The organism is Devosia sp. MC1541, assembly GCF_012847305.1.
In the GTDB taxonomy this organism is placed as follows: Bacteria; Pseudomonadota; Alphaproteobacteria; order Rhizobiales; family Devosiaceae; genus Devosia.
Genome location: NZ_JABBDZ010000004.1, coordinates 40,998 through 57,397 on the forward strand (window position 1 = coordinate 40,998; position 16,400 = coordinate 57,397).

Annotated in this window: 21 protein-coding genes; 6 read left to right on the plus strand and 15 right to left on the minus strand. The window is 58.2% G+C overall.

Going from position 1 to position 16,400, the window contains the following annotated elements:
- Positions 1 to 3: 3 nt before the first annotated feature.
- The 4 genes from cysW to folK all read left to right on the plus strand — a co-directional run bounded on the left by cysW (position 4) and on the right by folK (position 2,572).
- Positions 4 to 816, plus strand: a complete 813-nt coding sequence (gene cysW, locus HKD40_RS06185; RefSeq protein ID WP_248305944.1) for a sulfate ABC transporter permease subunit CysW — start codon at positions 4 to 6, stop codon at positions 814 to 816.
- An 84-nt stretch (positions 817 to 900) separates the two neighbouring features.
- Positions 901 to 1,758, plus strand: coding sequence for a dihydropteroate synthase (gene folP / locus HKD40_RS06190; protein WP_169194868.1), 858 nt, complete (start codon positions 901 to 903; stop codon positions 1,756 to 1,758).
- Positions 1,755 to 2,138 carry a dihydroneopterin aldolase gene (gene folB / locus HKD40_RS06195; RefSeq protein ID WP_169194869.1) on the plus strand — a complete coding sequence of 128 codons (384 nt, stop codon included), beginning with the start codon at positions 1,755 to 1,757 and terminating at the stop codon, positions 2,136 to 2,138. The genes folP and folB overlap by 4 nt, the downstream gene beginning before the upstream one ends.
- Entirely contained in the window at positions 2,138 to 2,572 is a 435-nt protein-coding gene (folK, locus tag HKD40_RS06200; RefSeq protein WP_169194870.1) for a 2-amino-4-hydroxy-6-hydroxymethyldihydropteridine diphosphokinase, read from the plus strand. The genes folB and folK overlap by 1 nt, the downstream gene beginning before the upstream one ends.
- Here folK and HKD40_RS06205 read toward each other — a convergent pair.
- From HKD40_RS06205 to HKD40_RS06230, 6 genes are read right to left on the minus strand one after another with little or no spacing between them, the layout of a single operon-like run.
- Complete coding sequence (locus tag HKD40_RS06205) at positions 2,569 to 3,345, minus strand: ATP12 family protein (protein ID WP_169194871.1); 777 nt, start codon at positions 3,343 to 3,345, stop codon at positions 2,569 to 2,571. The two genes, folK and HKD40_RS06205, sit on opposite strands and share 4 nt — an antisense overlap.
- Position 3,346: 1 nt before the next feature.
- Positions 3,347 to 4,000, minus strand: coding sequence for an HAD-IA family hydrolase (locus HKD40_RS06210; RefSeq protein ID WP_169194872.1), 654 nt, complete (start codon positions 3,998 to 4,000; stop codon positions 3,347 to 3,349).
- Between the two features lie 8 nt (positions 4,001 to 4,008).
- The gene (locus HKD40_RS06215; RefSeq protein WP_169194873.1) at positions 4,009 to 4,998 is read right to left on the minus strand and encodes an RluA family pseudouridine synthase; all 990 of its coding nucleotides are present in this window, start codon (positions 4,996 to 4,998) and stop codon (positions 4,009 to 4,011) included.
- Positions 4,995 to 5,381 carry a fluoride efflux transporter CrcB gene (gene crcB / locus HKD40_RS06220; RefSeq protein ID WP_210257038.1) on the minus strand — a complete coding sequence of 129 codons (387 nt, stop codon included), beginning with the start codon at positions 5,379 to 5,381 and terminating at the stop codon, positions 4,995 to 4,997. The genes HKD40_RS06215 and crcB overlap by 4 nt, the downstream gene beginning before the upstream one ends.
- Complete coding sequence (locus tag HKD40_RS06225; protein WP_169194874.1) at positions 5,378 to 6,700, minus strand: replication-associated recombination protein A; 1,323 nt, start codon at positions 6,698 to 6,700, stop codon at positions 5,378 to 5,380. Before HKD40_RS06225 ends, crcB begins: the two co-directional genes overlap by 4 nt.
- A 34-nt stretch (positions 6,701 to 6,734) precedes the next feature.
- Entirely contained in the window at positions 6,735 to 8,192 is a 1,458-nt protein-coding gene (locus HKD40_RS06230) for a Do family serine endopeptidase (RefSeq protein ID WP_248305945.1), read from the minus strand.
- A gap of 256 nt (positions 8,193 to 8,448) precedes the next feature.
- Here HKD40_RS06230 and HKD40_RS06235 point away from each other — a divergent pair, with 256 nt between their 5' ends.
- Both HKD40_RS06235 and HKD40_RS06240 read left to right on the plus strand, forming a co-directional pair.
- On the plus strand, positions 8,449 to 9,630 hold the full coding sequence (locus HKD40_RS06235; RefSeq protein WP_169194875.1) for a type III PLP-dependent enzyme: 1,182 nt from the start codon (positions 8,449 to 8,451) through the stop codon (positions 9,628 to 9,630).
- Between the two features lie 211 nt (positions 9,631 to 9,841).
- On the plus strand, positions 9,842 to 10,384 hold the full coding sequence (locus HKD40_RS06240; protein ID WP_169194876.1) for an isopentenyl transferase family protein: 543 nt from the start codon (positions 9,842 to 9,844) through the stop codon (positions 10,382 to 10,384).
- An 80-nt stretch (positions 10,385 to 10,464) separates the two neighbouring features.
- On the opposite strand, the gene rplQ is transcribed toward HKD40_RS06240, so the two are convergent.
- The 9 genes from rplQ to rpsE all read right to left on the minus strand — a co-directional run bounded on the left by rplQ (position 10,465) and on the right by rpsE (position 16,393).
- The gene (gene rplQ / locus HKD40_RS06245; protein ID WP_169194877.1) at positions 10,465 to 10,884 is read right to left on the minus strand and encodes a 50S ribosomal protein L17; all 420 of its coding nucleotides are present in this window, start codon (positions 10,882 to 10,884) and stop codon (positions 10,465 to 10,467) included.
- 32 nt (positions 10,885 to 10,916) lie between these two features.
- On the minus strand, positions 10,917 to 11,936 hold the full coding sequence (locus HKD40_RS06250; protein WP_169194878.1) for a DNA-directed RNA polymerase subunit alpha: 1,020 nt from the start codon (positions 11,934 to 11,936) through the stop codon (positions 10,917 to 10,919).
- A gap of 98 nt (positions 11,937 to 12,034) precedes the next feature.
- Positions 12,035 to 12,427, minus strand: coding sequence for a 30S ribosomal protein S11 (rpsK, locus tag HKD40_RS06255; RefSeq protein ID WP_169194879.1), 393 nt, complete (start codon positions 12,425 to 12,427; stop codon positions 12,035 to 12,037).
- 128 nt (positions 12,428 to 12,555) lie between these two features.
- Positions 12,556 to 12,924, minus strand: coding sequence for a 30S ribosomal protein S13 (gene rpsM, locus HKD40_RS06260; RefSeq protein ID WP_169194880.1), 369 nt, complete (start codon positions 12,922 to 12,924; stop codon positions 12,556 to 12,558).
- 177 nt (positions 12,925 to 13,101) lie between these two features.
- Positions 13,102 to 13,671 (minus strand): adenylate kinase, encoded by a 570-nt coding sequence (locus tag HKD40_RS06265; RefSeq protein WP_169194881.1) that lies wholly within the window; start codon positions 13,669 to 13,671, stop codon positions 13,102 to 13,104.
- Entirely contained in the window at positions 13,668 to 15,002 is a 1,335-nt protein-coding gene (secY, locus tag HKD40_RS06270) for a preprotein translocase subunit SecY (RefSeq protein ID WP_169194882.1), read from the minus strand. The genes HKD40_RS06265 and secY overlap by 4 nt, the downstream gene beginning before the upstream one ends.
- A gap of 128 nt (positions 15,003 to 15,130) precedes the next feature.
- Entirely contained in the window at positions 15,131 to 15,631 is a 501-nt protein-coding gene (gene rplO, locus HKD40_RS06275; RefSeq protein ID WP_169194883.1) for a 50S ribosomal protein L15, read from the minus strand.
- A gap of 18 nt (positions 15,632 to 15,649) precedes the next feature.
- Positions 15,650 to 15,838 (minus strand): 50S ribosomal protein L30, encoded by a 189-nt coding sequence (gene rpmD, locus HKD40_RS06280; RefSeq protein WP_169194884.1) that lies wholly within the window; start codon positions 15,836 to 15,838, stop codon positions 15,650 to 15,652.
- Positions 15,839 to 15,859: 21 nt separating this feature from the next.
- A complete protein-coding gene (gene rpsE / locus HKD40_RS06285) occupies positions 15,860 to 16,393 on the minus strand; it encodes a 30S ribosomal protein S5 (protein ID WP_169194885.1) in 534 nt (177 codons plus the stop codon).
- Between the last annotated feature and the right edge of the window lie 7 nt (positions 16,394 to 16,400).

A 16,400-nucleotide genomic window follows, 5' to 3' on the forward strand; every position in this document is an offset into this window, starting at 1 on the left:
ACAATGTCCGGAATCAAAACGCAAAGCATAACCGCCAACGCGTTGATTGCGCTAGCCTTTGCCTTCGCCGCACTCAGCCTGGTCGTGCCGGTCGCGCTGATCTTCACCTTCGCCTTGCGCGAAGGGATTGCCGTCTACCTCGCCAATATCATTGAACCCGGTACGCTCCACGCGATCTGGCTGACAGTGCTCGTCGCGCTCATCGCCGTTCCGGTCAATATCGTCGTCGGCACCTCTCTGGCATGGCTTGTCACGCGCTTCCGCTTCCGTGGTCGCCAACTGCTCATCAGCTTTATTGAGCTCCCAGCAGCCATGAGCCCCATCGTCGCCGGTGTCGCCTATCTCTTCCTTTACGGTGGACAGGGCCTCTTCGGCCCGGCCCTCAAGGCCGCGAACATCCAAATCATGTTCACACCCCTCGCCATTGTTCTTGTCAGTCTCTTCGTCACCGCCCCCTTTGTGGCGCGTGAGTTGATTCCCTTGATGAGCCAGCAAGGCACTGAAGATGAAGAAGCTGCCCTCTCGCTTGGCGCCAGTGGCTGGCAGATGTTCTGGTTCGTCACCCTGCCCAACATCCGCTGGGCGCTGATCTATGGCGCAATCCTGACCAACGCCCGCGTCATGGGCGAATATGGCGCGGTCTCCGTTGTCTCTGGCGCCATCCGAGGCCAAACGAACACCCTGCCCCTGCAGATCACTCTCTTGTTCAACGATTTTAACATCACCGGCTCCTTCGCCGCCGCCTCGACCCTGACCTTCATCGCCGTGCTGACCTTGATCCTAAAAACCCTCGTCGAAACCCGCGAAGGCAAATAGCGCTCCACAGCTTCCGTGGCACGAACCATGACCCCGCCGCGTTTCTACGCTATGGGATGAGGGTCATTTCACGCGGAGCATTAGATGCACACGCACCACGCCTACACGCTGCGCAGCGGCCAAAAGCTCATTGCTGGGCCGCGCGCGCTTGTCATGGGCATTCTCAACGTCACCCCGGATAGTTTTTCCGATGGCGGCACCCACGACAGTGTCGAGACCGCCCTCGCCCACGCGCAAGCCATGGTCGCCGAAGGCGTGGACATCATCGACATTGGCGGCGAAAGCACGCGCCCCGGCCACGCACCTGTCTCGGTTCAGGAAGAGCTCGATCGCGTGATCCCTGCGATTGACGCCATACGCACCGCTGGCATCACCACGCCCATCTCCATCGATACGATGAAGCCCCTCGTCGCCGATCAGGCCATTCAGGCCGGCGCTGACATCATCAACGATGTGAACGGGCTGCAGGCTGATCCCTATATGGCCGACGTCGCCGCCCTCTACGGCGTGCCGACCATTGCCATGCATTGGGACCGCGGCTGGACCGCCGAAACGGACGTCATCCCCGCCATGATCGCCTTCTTCAACCAAACATTGAAGATCGCCGCCGACGCGGGCCTTGCGCGCGAAAACCTCATTCTGGATCCAGGCTTAGGCTTCTCCAAAACCCTGAATCAAAATTACAGCATCCTGCGCCAACTCTCTGAATTGATTCGCGCTTTCCCAGACCTCGCCACACTCGTCGGCACCTCACGAAAGTCGATGATCGGCAAAGTGCTGGGCAACGAACCGAGCGAGCGCTTGGCAGGAACTTTGGCCACCACGGTTGCAGGTTACGAGCGCGGGGGCCATATCTTCCGCGTCCACGATGTTCGCGCCAATTCTGATGCGCTGCGCATCGCCCAAGCTACGCTCTACGGCCCCGAGGAGACCGCTCCATGACCACCCCATTCACCGGCGACCGTATCATCCTCAATGATCTAGGCTTTTTCGGCTATCACGGCCTCTTTGAGGAAGAAGCCAAGCTGGGCCAACGCTTCTTCATCGATTTGCAGTGCGGCGTCGATCTCAGCCCGTCCGGCGAAACCGACACCATCACCTCAACCGTCAGCTACGCCTCGATCTATGACGTAGTGAAAGCCGCCTTTGAGGCCAAGCGCTTCAACCTGATTGAAGCCGTCGCCCACACCATCACCACTGCCCTCTTCGCTGAGCTTCCTGACATCAACTGGATCATTTTGCGCCTGCGCAAACCCTCGGCCCCCATCGCTATGGTGTCGGGCGAAGCGGCAATTGAAATTCATCGCGTGAGACCAAACTAATGGCAAAAGCCTGGCTCAGCCTTGGCGCCAATATCGGCGACCCAGCCGCCCAACTCGAGCAAGCCATCGCGCTACTCGATGCGCACGACCACATCACCATCACCAAGCAATCAAGCGTCATTCGCACGAAGGCTTGGGGCAAGACCGATCAGCCCGACTTCGCCAATATGGCCGCAGAAGTCGAGACCGACCTATCGCCCGTCGATCTGCTCCACGCTTGCCTCGACATCGAGCGCGACATGGGGCGCGTGCGCCACGAAGTCTGGGGCCCACGGCTCATTGATATTGATGTTGTGGCTTACGAGCGCGTGGTGATGGATACGACCAAGCTCATCTTGCCGCATCGTTTTGCCCATGAGCGGGACTTTGTTCTCGACCCGCTCACGGAGATTTCGCCAGAAACGGCGCAGTGGATTGTGGAACGCACGCGTTAACGCAGCGCGTCCACCACAGCGATAGCCACGTCGAATTCGACGCGGCGTTTGGCCCGGCGTTCCATCGCTTCATCATCTTCGCCCCAAAGGCGATTCTGGTGATCTTCGTCGACATGCGCCGCGTCCCACACATCATTGGCTGTCAGCAGCTGATGAAGGTAAGCGATAGCCAGAAGACCGGAGCCGGTAATGCCGGTGATCGATACAAGCGCGGTCAGCGTCAGCAGCCCCTGCCCTTCAAGACCTGCATCGAGCTTTTCAAGCGTCGCCTTGGGCTGATCCTGATGCAGAATGCCAACTGTCGGCTGGAAGGCAACGTCGAAGTGCCGTGCCAGCTTCACCAGCGCACCGTCCCAGAGCTTGTCCTGCTCTTCTACCAATTCCTGCGGAGCATCGGCACGATAGAGCAACAAATCACCAGCTGCGAACTTGACCACTTCAGCGCGGAAGGCCGGAGCCATGTCGTCGCCGCTCTCGATCGCCGAATTGATCAGGCGAACTGTCGGCATGGTCGCCGGGTCGATAAACTCGCCCTGCGCCGCCCATTCTTCAGCCATCGCCTGAGCCATGGACTGAACCGGTACGACAATCGGCTTTTTGTGGCCGGGGGTTTTGGTCTGCTTGCCGTCAAGCGTGACGACAAAGCCGTCCTCAACCCGCGCCACGTCCACTTCCTTATAGAAGCGCTTCGGCAGTTCGGTCTGCTGCAAATGCTGTGCGCGACCGTAGCCGTCCTCCATGTGCTTGTGGGCTTCTTCAAGCTGGTCGCGCATGTCAGTTCTCCAATACTTGGTCGATAGCGGCCGGCAGGTCTTCGTATCTCTCGATAAGAATGTCCGCGCCAGCTCGGATCAGATCATCCGGCTCATGATAGCCCCACAGCACGCCAATAGCCTTGGTGCCTGCGGCCTTGCCCATTTCGATATCGAATGTGGTGTCGCCGATGATCACAGTCTGATGCGGCTGAGCGCCCGTTTCCGCCATAGCGGTCAACATCATGCTGGGATGCGGCTTGGATGGGTTATTGTCCGGCGTCTGCAGCGTCGAAAAATAGTGTTCGATACCATGCATCTGCGTAATGCGATGCACACCACGCAAGCCCTTACCAGTGGCAATGCCAAGCAGCGTTTCCTGCTGCGCATGCAAAAGGTCCAGCGTTTCGCGCGCGCCGGGATAAAACCCCTCGCGGCCCGCGCCGGTCGTCAGCATCGCCCGATAGCGGCTGCGATAGTCTTCGGCCATCTGCTCAGCCAATACCATATCGTCCGAGCCCATAAGGGTAGCGATAGCATTGGGGAGCGACAGGCCAATCACACGACGCGACTGCGCGGGCGTCGGAGGCGTTAGCCCCGCGCCCACGAAGGTTTGCGTCATATGTTCAGAAATCAAGGACTGGGTGTCGATCAACGTCCCGTCCATGTCGAACATGACGAGCCTCAAATGTCCGTCTCCGGATCATTCTTCTGCACGTCATAGCGGTCAGCATCGAAGCCAAGCGCTTCCCAGCTCTGACGCATATGGTCCGGCAGAGGCGCCGAGATATCGAGCTTCTTGCCGTTACGCAGTGGGATCGCTAGGCGACGCGCATGCAGGTGCAGGCCTTCGCCGAGCCCCGGCGCTTCCTGCCAGTTCTCAATATTGAAATAGCGCGGATCGCCGATGATCGGCGTACCGTTCTGCGCCATGTGGACGCGCAACTGGTGCGTACGCCCAGTCACTGGCTTCAGCGTCACCCAAGCAAAGCGGCGGCTTGCCGTTTCTGTGGTCGAGAAATAGGTCGAGGAGTGAACAGCGCCCGGCGCACCATTACGCACCACAACCATCTGTTCCCCGTCCTCAGTCGCCTGCTTGGCGAGGAAGCACGAGATTTCGCCCTGACGTGGGGTCGGATTGCCCGCCACCAGCGCCCAATAAATTTTGCGCGCCGAACGCGAGCGGAACACGGCACCAAAGTGCTTGGCCGCCTGAGCCGTCTTGGCCACAACGAGACACCCGGAGGTATCGCGGTCGAGACGGTGCACGAGGCGCGGCGCTTCACCGAGCTTGTTCGGCAGGTTCTTCAGCAGACCATCGAGGTGACGAGTGGTGTTGGTACCGCCCTGCACGGCAAGGCCTGCAGGCTTGTTGAAGACGTAGATATCGTCATCTTCATAAATGATGATGTCTTCCAGGAACCGCACATCGTCTTCATTCACCTTGAAGGCACGAACGGTATCCGGATCATCGATCGGCGGAATGCGCACGGTCTGACCTTCGGAAAGGCGCGTGCTGGTCTCGACCTTCTTTTTGTCGACCTTCACTTCGCCATTACGAATGATCTTCTGCAGCCGCGCGAAACCCAACTGGGGGAAATGCCGAGCGAACCACCGGTCCAGACGCATACCATCGTCGTCTGCTGTTACTTCACGATGTTGTACGCCGCTCATGCTGTTCCACCTTTGGTCATTAGAAGCCCGAGATATAGCCCTATGAGACAAACCACAACCGACAAGGCGACATAGATCACCGCCTGCGCCAGCGCGCCGCGCTCAATCAACGAAATTGTATCCAGAGAGAACGACGAAAACGTCGTAAAGCCGCCCAAAACGCCGACAGCGAGAAACAATCTGATGTCTTCGGCATGGGGCGGCAAGAATCGCGCGAGCAGCCCAACCAGCACGCCCATCGCCAATGATCCCAAAACATTAGCGACAAGTGTTGCCACCGGGAAGGTGCCGAACCAAAATCGTCCGACACCAAGCGCTAGGCCATAGCGGGCCATAGCGCCCAACGCTCCACCGATCCCGACAAGCGCAAAGTGCTGGATCATGATTTCTTATCACGTTCACGTTTAGCCGCGCGCAAACGGTCAAAATAGTCGACGCGCTTTTTCAGATCGCGCTCAAACCCGCGCTCCACCGGCTCGTAGAATCTCTGCCGACCAATCTTTTCCGGGAAATATTCCTGCCCCGAGAACGCCTCTGGCGTGTCGTGGTCATAAATATACCCCTCCCCATAGCCCTCGCCCTTCATCATCTTGGTCGGGGCATTGAGGATCACCATCGGCGGCGTTGGCGATCCCGAGGTTTTCGCAAGCGCACGCGAGGCCTTATAGGCGGTGTAGATCGCGTTCGACTTGGGCGCGAGCGCCAAATAGACCACGCAATTGGCCAGAGATAGCTCACCTTCGGGCGAACCGAGCATCTGATAAGCGTCTCTCGCCGCCACGGCGTGAACAAGCGCCTGCGGGTCCGCTAGGCCAATATCCTCCGAGGCCATGCGAATAAGACGCCGCGCGAGGAACAGCGGGTCCTCCCCCGCCTCCAGCATGCGATTGAAATAATACAGCGCCGCATCCGGGTCCGACCCCCGAATGGTTTTGTGCAGCGCCGAGATCAGATTGTAATGCCCGTCCTGCGCCTTGTCATAGACCGGCGCACGCCGCTGCACGACCGTCAGCATGCTCGTTGGGTCGAGCACTTCGCCGTCCTGTGCCGAAGCGAGCAGCTCCTCCACCAGCCCGAGCATAGCGCGTCCATCGCCATCCGCGAGCGTCAGCAGCGTCTCACGCGCTTCTGGCGTCAGCGGCAGCGCAATCCCAAGATGCGTTTCGGCCCGCTGCAGCAGCTTTTCCAGATCCCCCGCATCAAGCGACTGGAACCGAAGCACTTGGCTCCGCGAGTTCACCGCCGCATTGAGTTCAAACGAGGGGTTTTCTGTCGTCGCCCCAACCAGCACCACCGTGCCGTCTTCCATCACCGGCAGAAAACTATCCTGCTGGGCCCTGTTGAAGCGGTGAATCTCATCGACAAACAACAGCGTGCGGTGCCCCGTCTGCCGTTCAAATCGCGCCGTCTCAAAAACCTTTTTAAGGTCCGCGACCCCCGAAAAGATCGCGGAAATCTGCACGAACTTATAGCCGATCTGATCGGCCAAGAGACGCGCCACAGTGGTCTTGCCCGTGCCGGGAGGCCCCCACAAAATCAGCGAGCCAAGTCGCCCCGAGGCTAACATGCGGCGCAGTGTGCCGCCCTCACCCAACAGATGCGTTTGTCCGATGACCTCATCGAGGTTTTGCGGACGCAACTGGTCGGCGAGAGGCCGGGCTCTATCAGTATCAGCAGGATCTGCAGCGAATAGATCAGACATGCCCGACCATTAGCAGGTTCCCTTCAAGCTTTCACTAGCCGCTCACGATGAAACGGCTGACCCGACCATCACGCTGAAGAATAATCTGCCATGTCCGCGTCCGCTGCGATGCCATTTGCGCAAAGCTGGCCGCATCCGTCATCTGAACCTCATTGAGCTCCAGAATAATGTCGTCAACTTGCAAGCCCATGGCGTCAGCAGGCGAGCCGCGAACCACCTCGGTCACCATGATCCCCTGCGCGTCATAGGCAAGCCCCTTGGCTTCCGCCAATGCCGGGTCGAGCTGACGCACAGTAATGCCTGAGAAGCGGCTATTGGCGTCGATCGTTGCCACGCTATTGGCATCGGTCTGCGGCGCACTCTCAACCAAGAAGTTCACCGTCTCACTCACCCCGCCGCGCAACCGCTCCAGCTGCACAGTCTCGCCGAGGGGCCGCGTCGCCAACCGGAAATTAAATGCTGCAGGGTCCTCAACGCGCAACCCGTCGATAGACAGGATAACATCGCCCGGACGGAAGTCCGCGCGCGCCGCCGGACCGCTCGGCGCCGTCTCCGTAATCATCGCACCATACGGCGTATCCATAGCCAGGCTCTGCGCAATATCGGCGGTCACCTTCTGCAGTTTTGCACCGAACCAGGGCCGGATAATCTCCCCACCCACAGCCCCCGCGTCAGCCACCACGCGCGCCATATTCGCTGGAATGGCAAAGCCGATACCCACCGAACCACCCGAGCGCGTGTAGATCGCCGTATTGATCCCCACCAGACGCCCATCCATATCGACCAGCGCCCCGCCGGAGTTCCCCGGATTGATCGCCGCATCCGTCTGGATGAAAAACTCATAGTCCGACACATCAACGCCGGTCCGCGCCAAGCCAGAAACAATACCGCTCGTCACCGTCTGCCCAACGCCAAACGGGTTCCCGATGGCCAGCACCAGATCCCCAACGAGCAGATCGTCGCTGTCTGCAAACTCAAGCGCTGGGAATTCCACCCCAGCCGTATCCCGCACCTTCAGCACAGCAAGGTCCGTCTGTTCGTCCTGAACCACAACATCAACCGCGAACTCGCGCCCATCGCTGAGTGAAATCCGCACGTCGGTCGCGCCTTTGATGACGTGAACATTCGTCAGGATCACCCCGCCCTCGCCCACGATCACACCCGAACCGAGCGATTGAGATTCGCGGGGCCGTGTCTCGAAGAAATTTTGCCCGAAGAAACGCGAGAAAAACGGATCGGACGCAAAAGGCGAAGCCAATTGCTGCTCAATGCGCGTCGCATAAACGTTCACCACCGAGGGTGATGCAGCCTGAACAATCGGCGCAAACGACAATTGCACTGCCGCTTGCGACTGCGGCACCGCCCGAAGTGTGGCCCCGCTTTCTTGCGCCACACTGGGCGCACCATTGTGCAAACCCGCAAAACCAAGGCTTGCCGCGACCGCAACGCCGACCACAGCGACTGACGAAAACATGAGATTGCGCAATGACATACCGGATTCCTCGGAATCAAAACTCAAGGTCAAACCTGAGCTAATCTATCCCCCTAAAAGGCCTCGTAATTCTGTCATGAAAATGACCTTTAAACATTGTTGTTTCGAGGACGAAATTATCGTTTGCGCCCGGGGGCAAGCGGTCCTATATGCAGCGCTCATTTCATAAGTTTCCATCGAGGAAACCGGGAGCTTTACCACCCTCGGAAACGTTGTGACCCTTTCATAACTCCAGCCCCGAAAGGCCTGTTGTCCAATGACCGACGAGCCGAAGACCGTGTACGCCAACACCTCCGCACTGATTGCGGCTGAGGCACCGGATTATCCCTCATTTCTTTTCTCGGAGCGGGAGTTCCACAAGGCCGTAAAGGTCTTCAAGAAGGGCTTTGACGGCCTTCTCACCTATGCCGTTAAGTGCAACCCTTCCCCACACATCATTGCCCAGCTGCATGCTGAAGGCCTGAAGGCGTTCGACGTTGCCTCGAACACCGAAATGGAACTCGTGCGCGATTACGCGCCGGGTGCCGTCATGCACTACAACAACCCGATCAAGAACAAGCGCGAAATCGCCCGCGCTTATGAAGAGTTCGGCGTTCGCTCTTTCACCATCGACCACCCACAGCAGCTCGACCAGCTCGCCTCCGTCGTCGGCCCAAGCCGCGACGTTGAAGTGACCACTCGTTTCAAGGCCGGCAAGGCGCTGAAGTCCTATGACTTCGGCATCAAGTTCGGCGTCATGGAACAGGGCGCAGCGGAAATCGTGCAGGCCGTCGAAAAGATGGGCTACACACCAAGCCTGTGCTTCCACGTCGGCAGCCAGTGTGAAGACGCTTACGCCTATGAGCGCCACATTGCAGCAGCATCGCGGATCGTCGAAGAAGCTGGCATCGAACTCAAGCGCCTCAATATCGGCGGCGGCTACCCAGCCCCCTACCCGACCAGCGAAGCGCCTCCGATGAGCCACTACTTCGACACCATCAGCCAGGCCGTCTCCGATCACTTCGGCAAGACCAAACCTGAGCTGATCATCGAACCCGGTCGCGCTCTCGTCACTTCCTCGACCTCGCTACTGCTGCGCGTAAAACATCAGCGCGGCGGTCAGGCTGTCTACGTCAACGACGGTGCCTATGGCTCGCTGATGGAAGTGAAGTTCATGCACTTCACCCCACCACTGCGCGTCTGGCGCGGCCCACGTGTCCACGACAACAATGGCGAATTCTCCGAATTCACCATCTGGGGCCCAACCTGCGACAGCTATGACGTTCTCCCACAGGTCTTCACCTTGCCGGCGGATATCGATGAAGACGATTGGATCGAATTCGGTCTGATGGGCGCCTACACCCAGGCCTCCCTCACCCCGTTCAACGGCTTCGATCGCCGCGACCAATACTGGGTCGACGAAATCTACACCGGCAAGGACATGGCTCCCGCCGAGTAAGGATTTTTATCCTACGCCAAATTACAAAACGCCCTTGGGAAACCGAGGGCGTTTTGCTTAGCACGTCCTACCCCCCACCAGCCGCCACCCCGGGCTCGGCCCCAGATCTCTCTGCGCCGACCTGCCGTCGCTTTATGGAACTCCTCACTCGCCAGTGGCGCTCATCCCACTGACCCGCTACCCTATCCGCTCAAAAGTCGCGAGAGCACCGATGCACATCCCGCCCCTATCCGATTTCGGAAACCGCATCATGATCCTTGGCCCCACCAACGCGGGCAAATCGACCTTCACCATCGCGCTCGCAAACAAGCTCGGCGTGCCAGCCATCCACCTCGACCGCTATCGGCATTTGCCCAACACCATGTATGAGCAACGCCCCGACGCCGACTTCAAAGCGCTCCATGACGAAGCGGCCGCTCTCGACGGCTGGGTCATGGACGGCAGCTACTCCGCTCACTTCCCGGTCCGCCTCCCCCGCACCACAGGCATCATCGTTTTGGATGCAAACCTGCAGAAGCGCGTCAGCCGCTACATTTGGCGCACGATGTTCCAGAAGGACCGCCCCGGCGGTCTCGAAGGCAATCAGGACAAACTGACGCTCGAAATGTTTCGATGGTTATGGACAACCCGTGACCGCACCGTCGCCGTCCGGGACTGGGTGAAACTGAGCGGCAAGCCCTATGTCTTTACGCGCAACCCGCAAGAAACAGCGGCGCTCTGCGCCGCCTGGAACCTCAAAAACCCGCATGCTTAAATCCGGACAACAAAAAACCGACCCCAGTTTCCTGAGGTCGGTTTCAAAGAGCTTATTCGCTGAGCCTAAGGCTCAATGAATTATGCTGCTTCCGATTCATCAGATGCGAAGGATGGACCGGAGTCCAGGCCCTTTGCATTGACGTCGCGGTCAACGAATTCGATGACTGCGAGCGGAGCATTGTCGCCGTAGCGGAAGCCAGCCTTCAGAATGCGGATGTAACCGCCCTGACGCTCAGCATAACGTGGGCCGAGGGTCGAGAAGAGCTTCTGAACCTGACCTTCGTCACGGATCTGAGCGATTGCCTGACGACGAGCGTGCAGGTCACCGCGCTTGCCGAGGGTGATCAGCTTTTCTACGATCGGACGCAGATCCTTCGCCTTTGGAAGGGTGGTGACGATCTGTTCGTGCTTGATCAACGCAGCAGCCATGTTTGCGAACATGGCCTTACGGTGAGAAGAAGTGCGGCTAAACTTGCGGCCGGAATTACCGTGGCGCATGGTGGTCTCCTAAAAATCGTGGCAGCGCCGGATCAATAATGATCTTCGTAGCGCTTAGCGAGGTCATCGATATTCTCGGGCGGCCAATTTGGCACGTCCATCCCGAGATGAAGCCCCATCTGTGCCAGGACTTCCTTGATTTCATTGAGCGACTTACGACCGAAGTTCGGCGTACGAAGCATTTCGGCTTCCGTCTTCTGGATGAGGTCGCCGATATAAACGATGTTGTCGTTCTTGAGGCAGTTTGCCGAACGAACCGACAGCTCGAGCTCGTCGACCTTCTTGAGCAATGCAGGGTTGAAGGCGAGTTCCGGAACAGTGTCCTGGGCCTTTTCCTTGCTTGGCTCTTCGAAGTTGACGAAGACCGAGAGCTGGTCCTGGAGAATGCGGGCGGCATAAGCCACTGCATCTTCCGGCGACACTGCACCATTGGTTTCGACCTGCAGGGTCAGCTTGTCCTTGTCGAGGCTTTCGCCCGCACGGGTAGCATCAACCTTATAGCTCACACGGCGAACCGGCGAGAAGAGAGCGTCAACTGGGATGTACCCAATTGGAGCGTCTTCAGGACGATTCTTGTCGGCTGGGACATAGCCCTTGCCGGTGTTAACGGTGAACTCGATGTTGATCTCAGCGCCGTCGTCGAGATGGCAAATAACCAGCTCTGGGTTCAGCACTTCGATATCACCGGATACCTTGATGTCACCTGCGGTAACAGCACCCGGGCCCTGACGTGTGAGAGTGAGGCGCTTAGGGCCTTCACCACCCATCTTCAGGGCGATTTCCTTGACGTTGAGCACGAGGTCAGTGATGTCCTCACGCACGCCCGGCAAGGACGAGAATTCGTGCAGGATGCCGTCGATCTGGATGGCGGTAACAGCCGCACCCTGAAGAGACGACAGCAGCACGCGACGCAGAGCATTGCCAAGGGTGAGGCCGTAACCGCGCTCAAGCGGCTCGGCAACTACCGAGGCCACGCGCGCGTTGTCGCTGCCCGAAACAATGTCCAGCTTGGTCGGCTTGATCAGTTCCTGCCAGTTCCTCTGGATCGTCACGGTATGGTCCTTTCAAATTAGCGGCCGCTAGAGCCGCTCCGCCGCAAACACAATAGAACTGCCGACCCGAAAAGGCCGGCAGCTTTCCAATGGTGTAATTAGACGCGACGACGCTTACGCGGACGGCAGCCGTTGTGCGGGATCGACGTTACGTCGCGGATCGACGTTACGTTGAAGCCAGCAGCCTGCAGAGCGCGCAGGGCCGATTCACGGCCTGAACCTGGACCACGAACTTCGACCTCAAGGGTCTTCATGCCGTGTTCCTGAGCCTTCTTTGCAGCGTCTTCTGCAGCTACCTGAGCAGCATATGGGGTCGACTTACGCGAACCCTTGAAACCCATCACGCCCGAGGAGGACCACGAAATCGTGTTACCCTGCATGTCAGCGATGGTAACCATCGTGTTATTGAACGAGGCGTTCACGTGAGCGACGCCAGAGGTGATGTTCTTGCGCTCTTTGCGACGGACGCGCGCGACTTCAGCTTTTGCCATAAAGGTCCTCTTGGGTATCGGCGCTGCCGTAATACCAGCAGCTCCACCATGGAAGTAGCGGCCCAAACCTCCCAGGTTTGCCCGCCCCTCCAAATTCCAACACCGTTCCGCTTATGCGGACGCGGTAATTACTTCTTCTTGCCTGCGATCGGCTTCGCTGGACCCTTACGGGTACGAGCGTTGGTGTGGGTGCGCTGACCACGGACCGGGAGGCCACGACGGTGACGCAGACCACGGTAGTTACCAAGGTCCATAAGACGCTTGATGTTCATCGCTACGGAACGGCGAAGGTCGCCTTCCACGATGTACTCGCGATCGATAGCTTCACGAATCTGAATTACTTCAGCGTCGCTCAGCTCATTAACACGGCGTTCAGCCGGGATATTAACCGACGTGCAGATATCGGTAGCGAACTTAGCGCCAATACCGTGAATATACTGCAGCGCGATAACAACGCGCTTGTTGGTCGGGATATTGACGCCAGCAATACGAGCCACGTCTGCTCTCCTTCATTCACACGCGCCGTCACGGCGGGTGCCTTTAAACAACAAGGGACCGGATTTCGACCCCCAACGATTGCGAGGAACCGAATCCAGCCCATTGATCCATGAGACTGATGCGGTTCTTTAAGGATAAGACCGGCCAGAGTCAACTGCCCTGCCCGGCCTTAGGAATTACTTACCGAGTGCCGTTTTAATGGCTCCGGTGACCTGGTCAACCGGTTCCATACCATCGACAGCCTTCAGCAGACCCTTAGCGGTGTAATACTTCACCAAAGGGGCTGTCTGTTCAGCATAGACGCCCAGACGATTGCGAAGAACCTCTTCGTTGTCGTCTGCACGGGCGCCGCCCGATTCCTTAGCGCGATTGATAACACGCTTTACCAGTTCGTCAGCCTCTGCCTTGATCTCAACAACAGCATCAAGAGCAATACCCTTGTCTGCCAGCATCTGATCAAGCGCTTCAGCCTGAGCAATCGTGCGCGGGAAGCCATCGAGGACGAACCCCGACTTGCAGTCCTCTGCATCGATACGCTCGGAAACAATACCGTTCACAATCGCATCAGAGACGAGATCACCACGGTCAACCACTGCTTTAGCTTCGAGGCCAAGAGGGGTTTGCGCGGCAATAGCCGCGCGCAGGATGTCGCCAGTAGAGAGCTGAGGGATACCGTAAGATTCTACGAGAATCTTAGCCTGTGTCCCCTTCCCTGCTCCCGGCGGCCCCAGAAGAATCAATCTCATCGACGCTTACCTCCGAGACGGGACTTTTTCAAAAGCCCTTCATATTGCTGGGCAACCAAATGGCTCTGGATTTGGGTAACCGTATCCAAAGTCACCGTGACCATGATCAGAAGCGATGTTCCGCCGATGAACTGGCTGACGGCCAGCTGGCTGAAGAACACTTCTGGCAAGAGGGCCACGAAGGTTAAGTACAGTGCGCCAGCCACGGTAATGCGGGTCAACACATAGTCGATGTGAGCCGCAGTCCGTTCACCCGGACGAATGCCCGGAATGAAGCCACCAGAACGCTTGAGGTTGTCAGCCGTCTCGGTGGGGTTGAACACTATCGCCGTGTAGAAGAAAGCGAAGAAGATGATCAAGAAGGCAAATAGCGCCATATACAGCGGTTGCCCGCGGCCTAGTAGCGCAGTGACGGTTGTCAGCCACCCTGGAGCGTCGCCCTGAGCCGCAAACGACGCGATTGTCGTCGGCAGAAGCAGCAGCGAAGAACCGAAGATCACGGGAATCACACCAGCGGTGTTGAGCTTAAGCGGCAGGTGCGAGGTATCGCCCTGGAACAGCTTATTGCCAACCTGACGCTTGGGATACTGGATCAGCAAGCGGCGCTGAGCGCGTTCAAAGAACACGATGATTGCGATCACGACGAGAGCCAGAAGCAGCATGCCGATGCCTGCGAAGGCTGGCAGAGCGCCTGTACGGCTCAACTCGAGGGTCTGAGCGATAGTCGAAGGCAAGTTTGCCACGATACCAGCAAAGATGATCAGCGAAATGCCGTTACCGACACCGCGCGAGGTCATCTGCTCGCCCAGCCACATCAGGAACATAGTACCACCGACGAGGGTGATCACGGTCGAAATACGGAAGAACCAGCCTGGATTGAGAACCACGCCCTGGCTGCCTTCCAGGCCAACGGCAAGGCCGTATGCCTGAACCGCGCAGAACAACACCGCCAAATAGCGGGTGTACTGGTTCATCTTGCGGCGACCCGCCTCCCCTTCCTTCTTCAGCGCTTCGAGACGCGGCGAAGCGGTCGCAACCACCTGCACAACGATCGAAGCAGTGATGTAAGGAATCAGGTTGAGGGCGAAAATTGCCATACGCTCAACAGCACCACCGGAGAACATGTTGAACATGCCGATGATGCCCTGCTGCGACTGTTCAAAAGTCGCGCGGAAAGCATCAGGGTCAATACCTGGAACAGGAATGAAGGTGCCCAAACGATAAATAAGCAGCGCTCCCAGTGTGAACCAGATGCGCTGCTGCAGGGCCTTGGCCTTCGAAAAGGTCGAGAAACTTAAATTACGTGCCAGCTGTTCGGCTGCGGACGCCATATACCGCTCCTATGGCTTGAATGCCAAGTGCGCTCGGAGCGCCTAAGGAGCATACTAAATTGCCGCCCAGACGCAACAAACCAAAAAAGCGCACCCGGCCTCACGACCGGGTGCGCTCACTGACTGGATTAGACAGTGCGTGCTGGCTTCTTCCAGGTTTCCTTCACTGGGATCAGCTCAATCTTGCCACCAGCAGCTTCGATAGCTGCGGCAGCGCCCTTGGTTGCATAATCCACCTTGAAGGTAGCCTTGGAAGCCTTGAAGCCTTCTGCGCCGATCAGACGTACACCGTCCTTAGCGCGGCGGATAACGCCAGCAGCAATCAGAGCTGCCGAGTCGATAACTGCCTTGGCATCAAGCTTGCCAGAGTCGATGTAAGCCTGGATGCGGTCAATGCGGACTTCGTTGAAATCCGAAGGATTCCAAGCATTGAAGCCACGCTTTGGCATACGCATGTGAAGGGGCATCTGGCCGCCTTCAAAGCCGTTGATCGCAACACCAGAACGTGCAGTCTGGCCCTTGCCGCCACGGCCGCCGGTCTTACCAACGCCCGAACCGATGCCACGGCCCACGCGAACGCGGACCTTGTTTGCACCTGGGTTGTCGCGAAGTTCGTTCAAACGAGTCATTGTTCTACCGACCTTCTCTTACTCGCCGACGACGCGGACGAGGTGCCCGACCTTATTGATCATGCCACGTACTTCTGGCGTATCAATGAGCTCGCGCTGCTTGTTCATCTTGTTCAGCCCGAGACCGATAAGGGTCGCGCGCTGGCTCTTTTCGCGGCGGATTGGCGAACCAACCTGCTTCACGATAATGGTCTTTTGATTGGCCATAGTTGTGTCTCCTGGCCGGTCTTACGCTTCGACCGAAGCTTCGCCGCGGCGAGCTTGCAGTTCCGAAACCTTAAGGCCGCGACGGGCAGCCACGGAACGTGGGCTATCAACGCGCTTGAGCGCATCGAAAGTAGCACGAACCATGTTGTACGGGTTAGCCGTACCCTGCGACTTAGCAACGATGTCGTTGATACCAAGCGTTTCGAAAACCGCACGCATTGGACCACCGGCGATGATACCAGTACCCGGAACGGCTGCACGCAGGATCACCTTACCAGCGCCGTGGCGACCGGTAACATCGTGATGGAGCGTACGTGCGTCGCGGAGCGGCACGCGGATCATCTGGCGCTTAGCCTGTTCGGTTGCCTTACGGATCGCTTCAGGAACTTCACGGGCCTTACCGTGACCGAACCCAACGCGACCCTTCTGGTCACCAACTACGACGAGGGCAGCGAAACCGAAGCGACGGCCGCCCTTCACTACCTTAGCCACACGGTTGATGTGGACCAGGCGATCGACGAACTCGCTTTCGCGTTCTTGAACGTCTCTGCTCATAATCTTC

What these genes read in the sequence shown, in the direction of transcription:
- rplO (WP_169194883.1), bottom strand. Translation starts at nt 15,631, where the DNA reads ATGACTCGTTTGAACGAACTTCGCGACAACCCAGGTGCAAACAAGGTC.
- rpsE (WP_169194885.1), bottom strand. Translation starts at nt 16,393, where the DNA reads ATGAGCAGAGACGTTCAAGAACGCGAAAGCGAGTTCGTCGATCGCCTG.
- HKD40_RS06225 (WP_169194874.1), bottom strand. Translation starts at nt 6,700, where the DNA reads ATGTCTGATCTATTCGCTGCAGATCCTGCTGATACTGATAGAGCCCGG.
- HKD40_RS06205 (WP_169194871.1), bottom strand. Translation starts at nt 3,345, where the DNA reads ATGCGCGACCAGCTTGAAGAAGCCCACAAGCACATGGAGGACGGCTAC.
- HKD40_RS06230 (WP_248305945.1), bottom strand. Translation starts at nt 8,192, where the DNA reads ATGTCATTGCGCAATCTCATGTTTTCGTCAGTCGCTGTGGTCGGCGTT.
- rplQ (WP_169194877.1), bottom strand. Translation starts at nt 10,884, where the DNA reads ATGCGCCACGGTAATTCCGGCCGCAAGTTTAGCCGCACTTCTTCTCAC.
- folB (WP_169194869.1), top strand. Translation starts at nt 1,755, where the DNA reads ATGACCACCCCATTCACCGGCGACCGTATCATCCTCAATGATCTAGGC.
- HKD40_RS06215 (WP_169194873.1), bottom strand. Translation starts at nt 4,998, where the DNA reads ATGAGCGGCGTACAACATCGTGAAGTAACAGCAGACGACGATGGTATG.
- HKD40_RS06240 (WP_169194876.1), top strand. Translation starts at nt 9,842, where the DNA reads ATGCACATCCCGCCCCTATCCGATTTCGGAAACCGCATCATGATCCTT.
- HKD40_RS06235 (WP_169194875.1), top strand. Translation starts at nt 8,449, where the DNA reads ATGACCGACGAGCCGAAGACCGTGTACGCCAACACCTCCGCACTGATT.
- cysW (WP_248305944.1), top strand. Translation starts at nt 4, where the DNA reads ATGTCCGGAATCAAAACGCAAAGCATAACCGCCAACGCGTTGATTGCG.
- rpmD (WP_169194884.1), bottom strand. Translation starts at nt 15,838, where the DNA reads ATGGCCAATCAAAAGACCATTATCGTGAAGCAGGTTGGTTCGCCAATC.
- folP (WP_169194868.1), top strand. Translation starts at nt 901, where the DNA reads ATGCACACGCACCACGCCTACACGCTGCGCAGCGGCCAAAAGCTCATT.
- HKD40_RS06210 (WP_169194872.1), bottom strand. Translation starts at nt 4,000, where the DNA reads ATGTTCGACATGGACGGGACGTTGATCGACACCCAGTCCTTGATTTCT.
- rpsK (WP_169194879.1), bottom strand. Translation starts at nt 12,427, where the DNA reads ATGGCAAAAGCTGAAGTCGCGCGCGTCCGTCGCAAAGAGCGCAAGAAC.
- secY (WP_169194882.1), bottom strand. Translation starts at nt 15,002, where the DNA reads ATGGCGTCCGCAGCCGAACAGCTGGCACGTAATTTAAGTTTCTCGACC.
- crcB (WP_210257038.1), bottom strand. Translation starts at nt 5,381, where the DNA reads ATGATCCAGCACTTTGCGCTTGTCGGGATCGGTGGAGCGTTGGGCGCT.
- HKD40_RS06265 (WP_169194881.1), bottom strand. Translation starts at nt 13,671, where the DNA reads ATGAGATTGATTCTTCTGGGGCCGCCGGGAGCAGGGAAGGGGACACAG.
- folK (WP_169194870.1), top strand. Translation starts at nt 2,138, where the DNA reads ATGGCAAAAGCCTGGCTCAGCCTTGGCGCCAATATCGGCGACCCAGCC.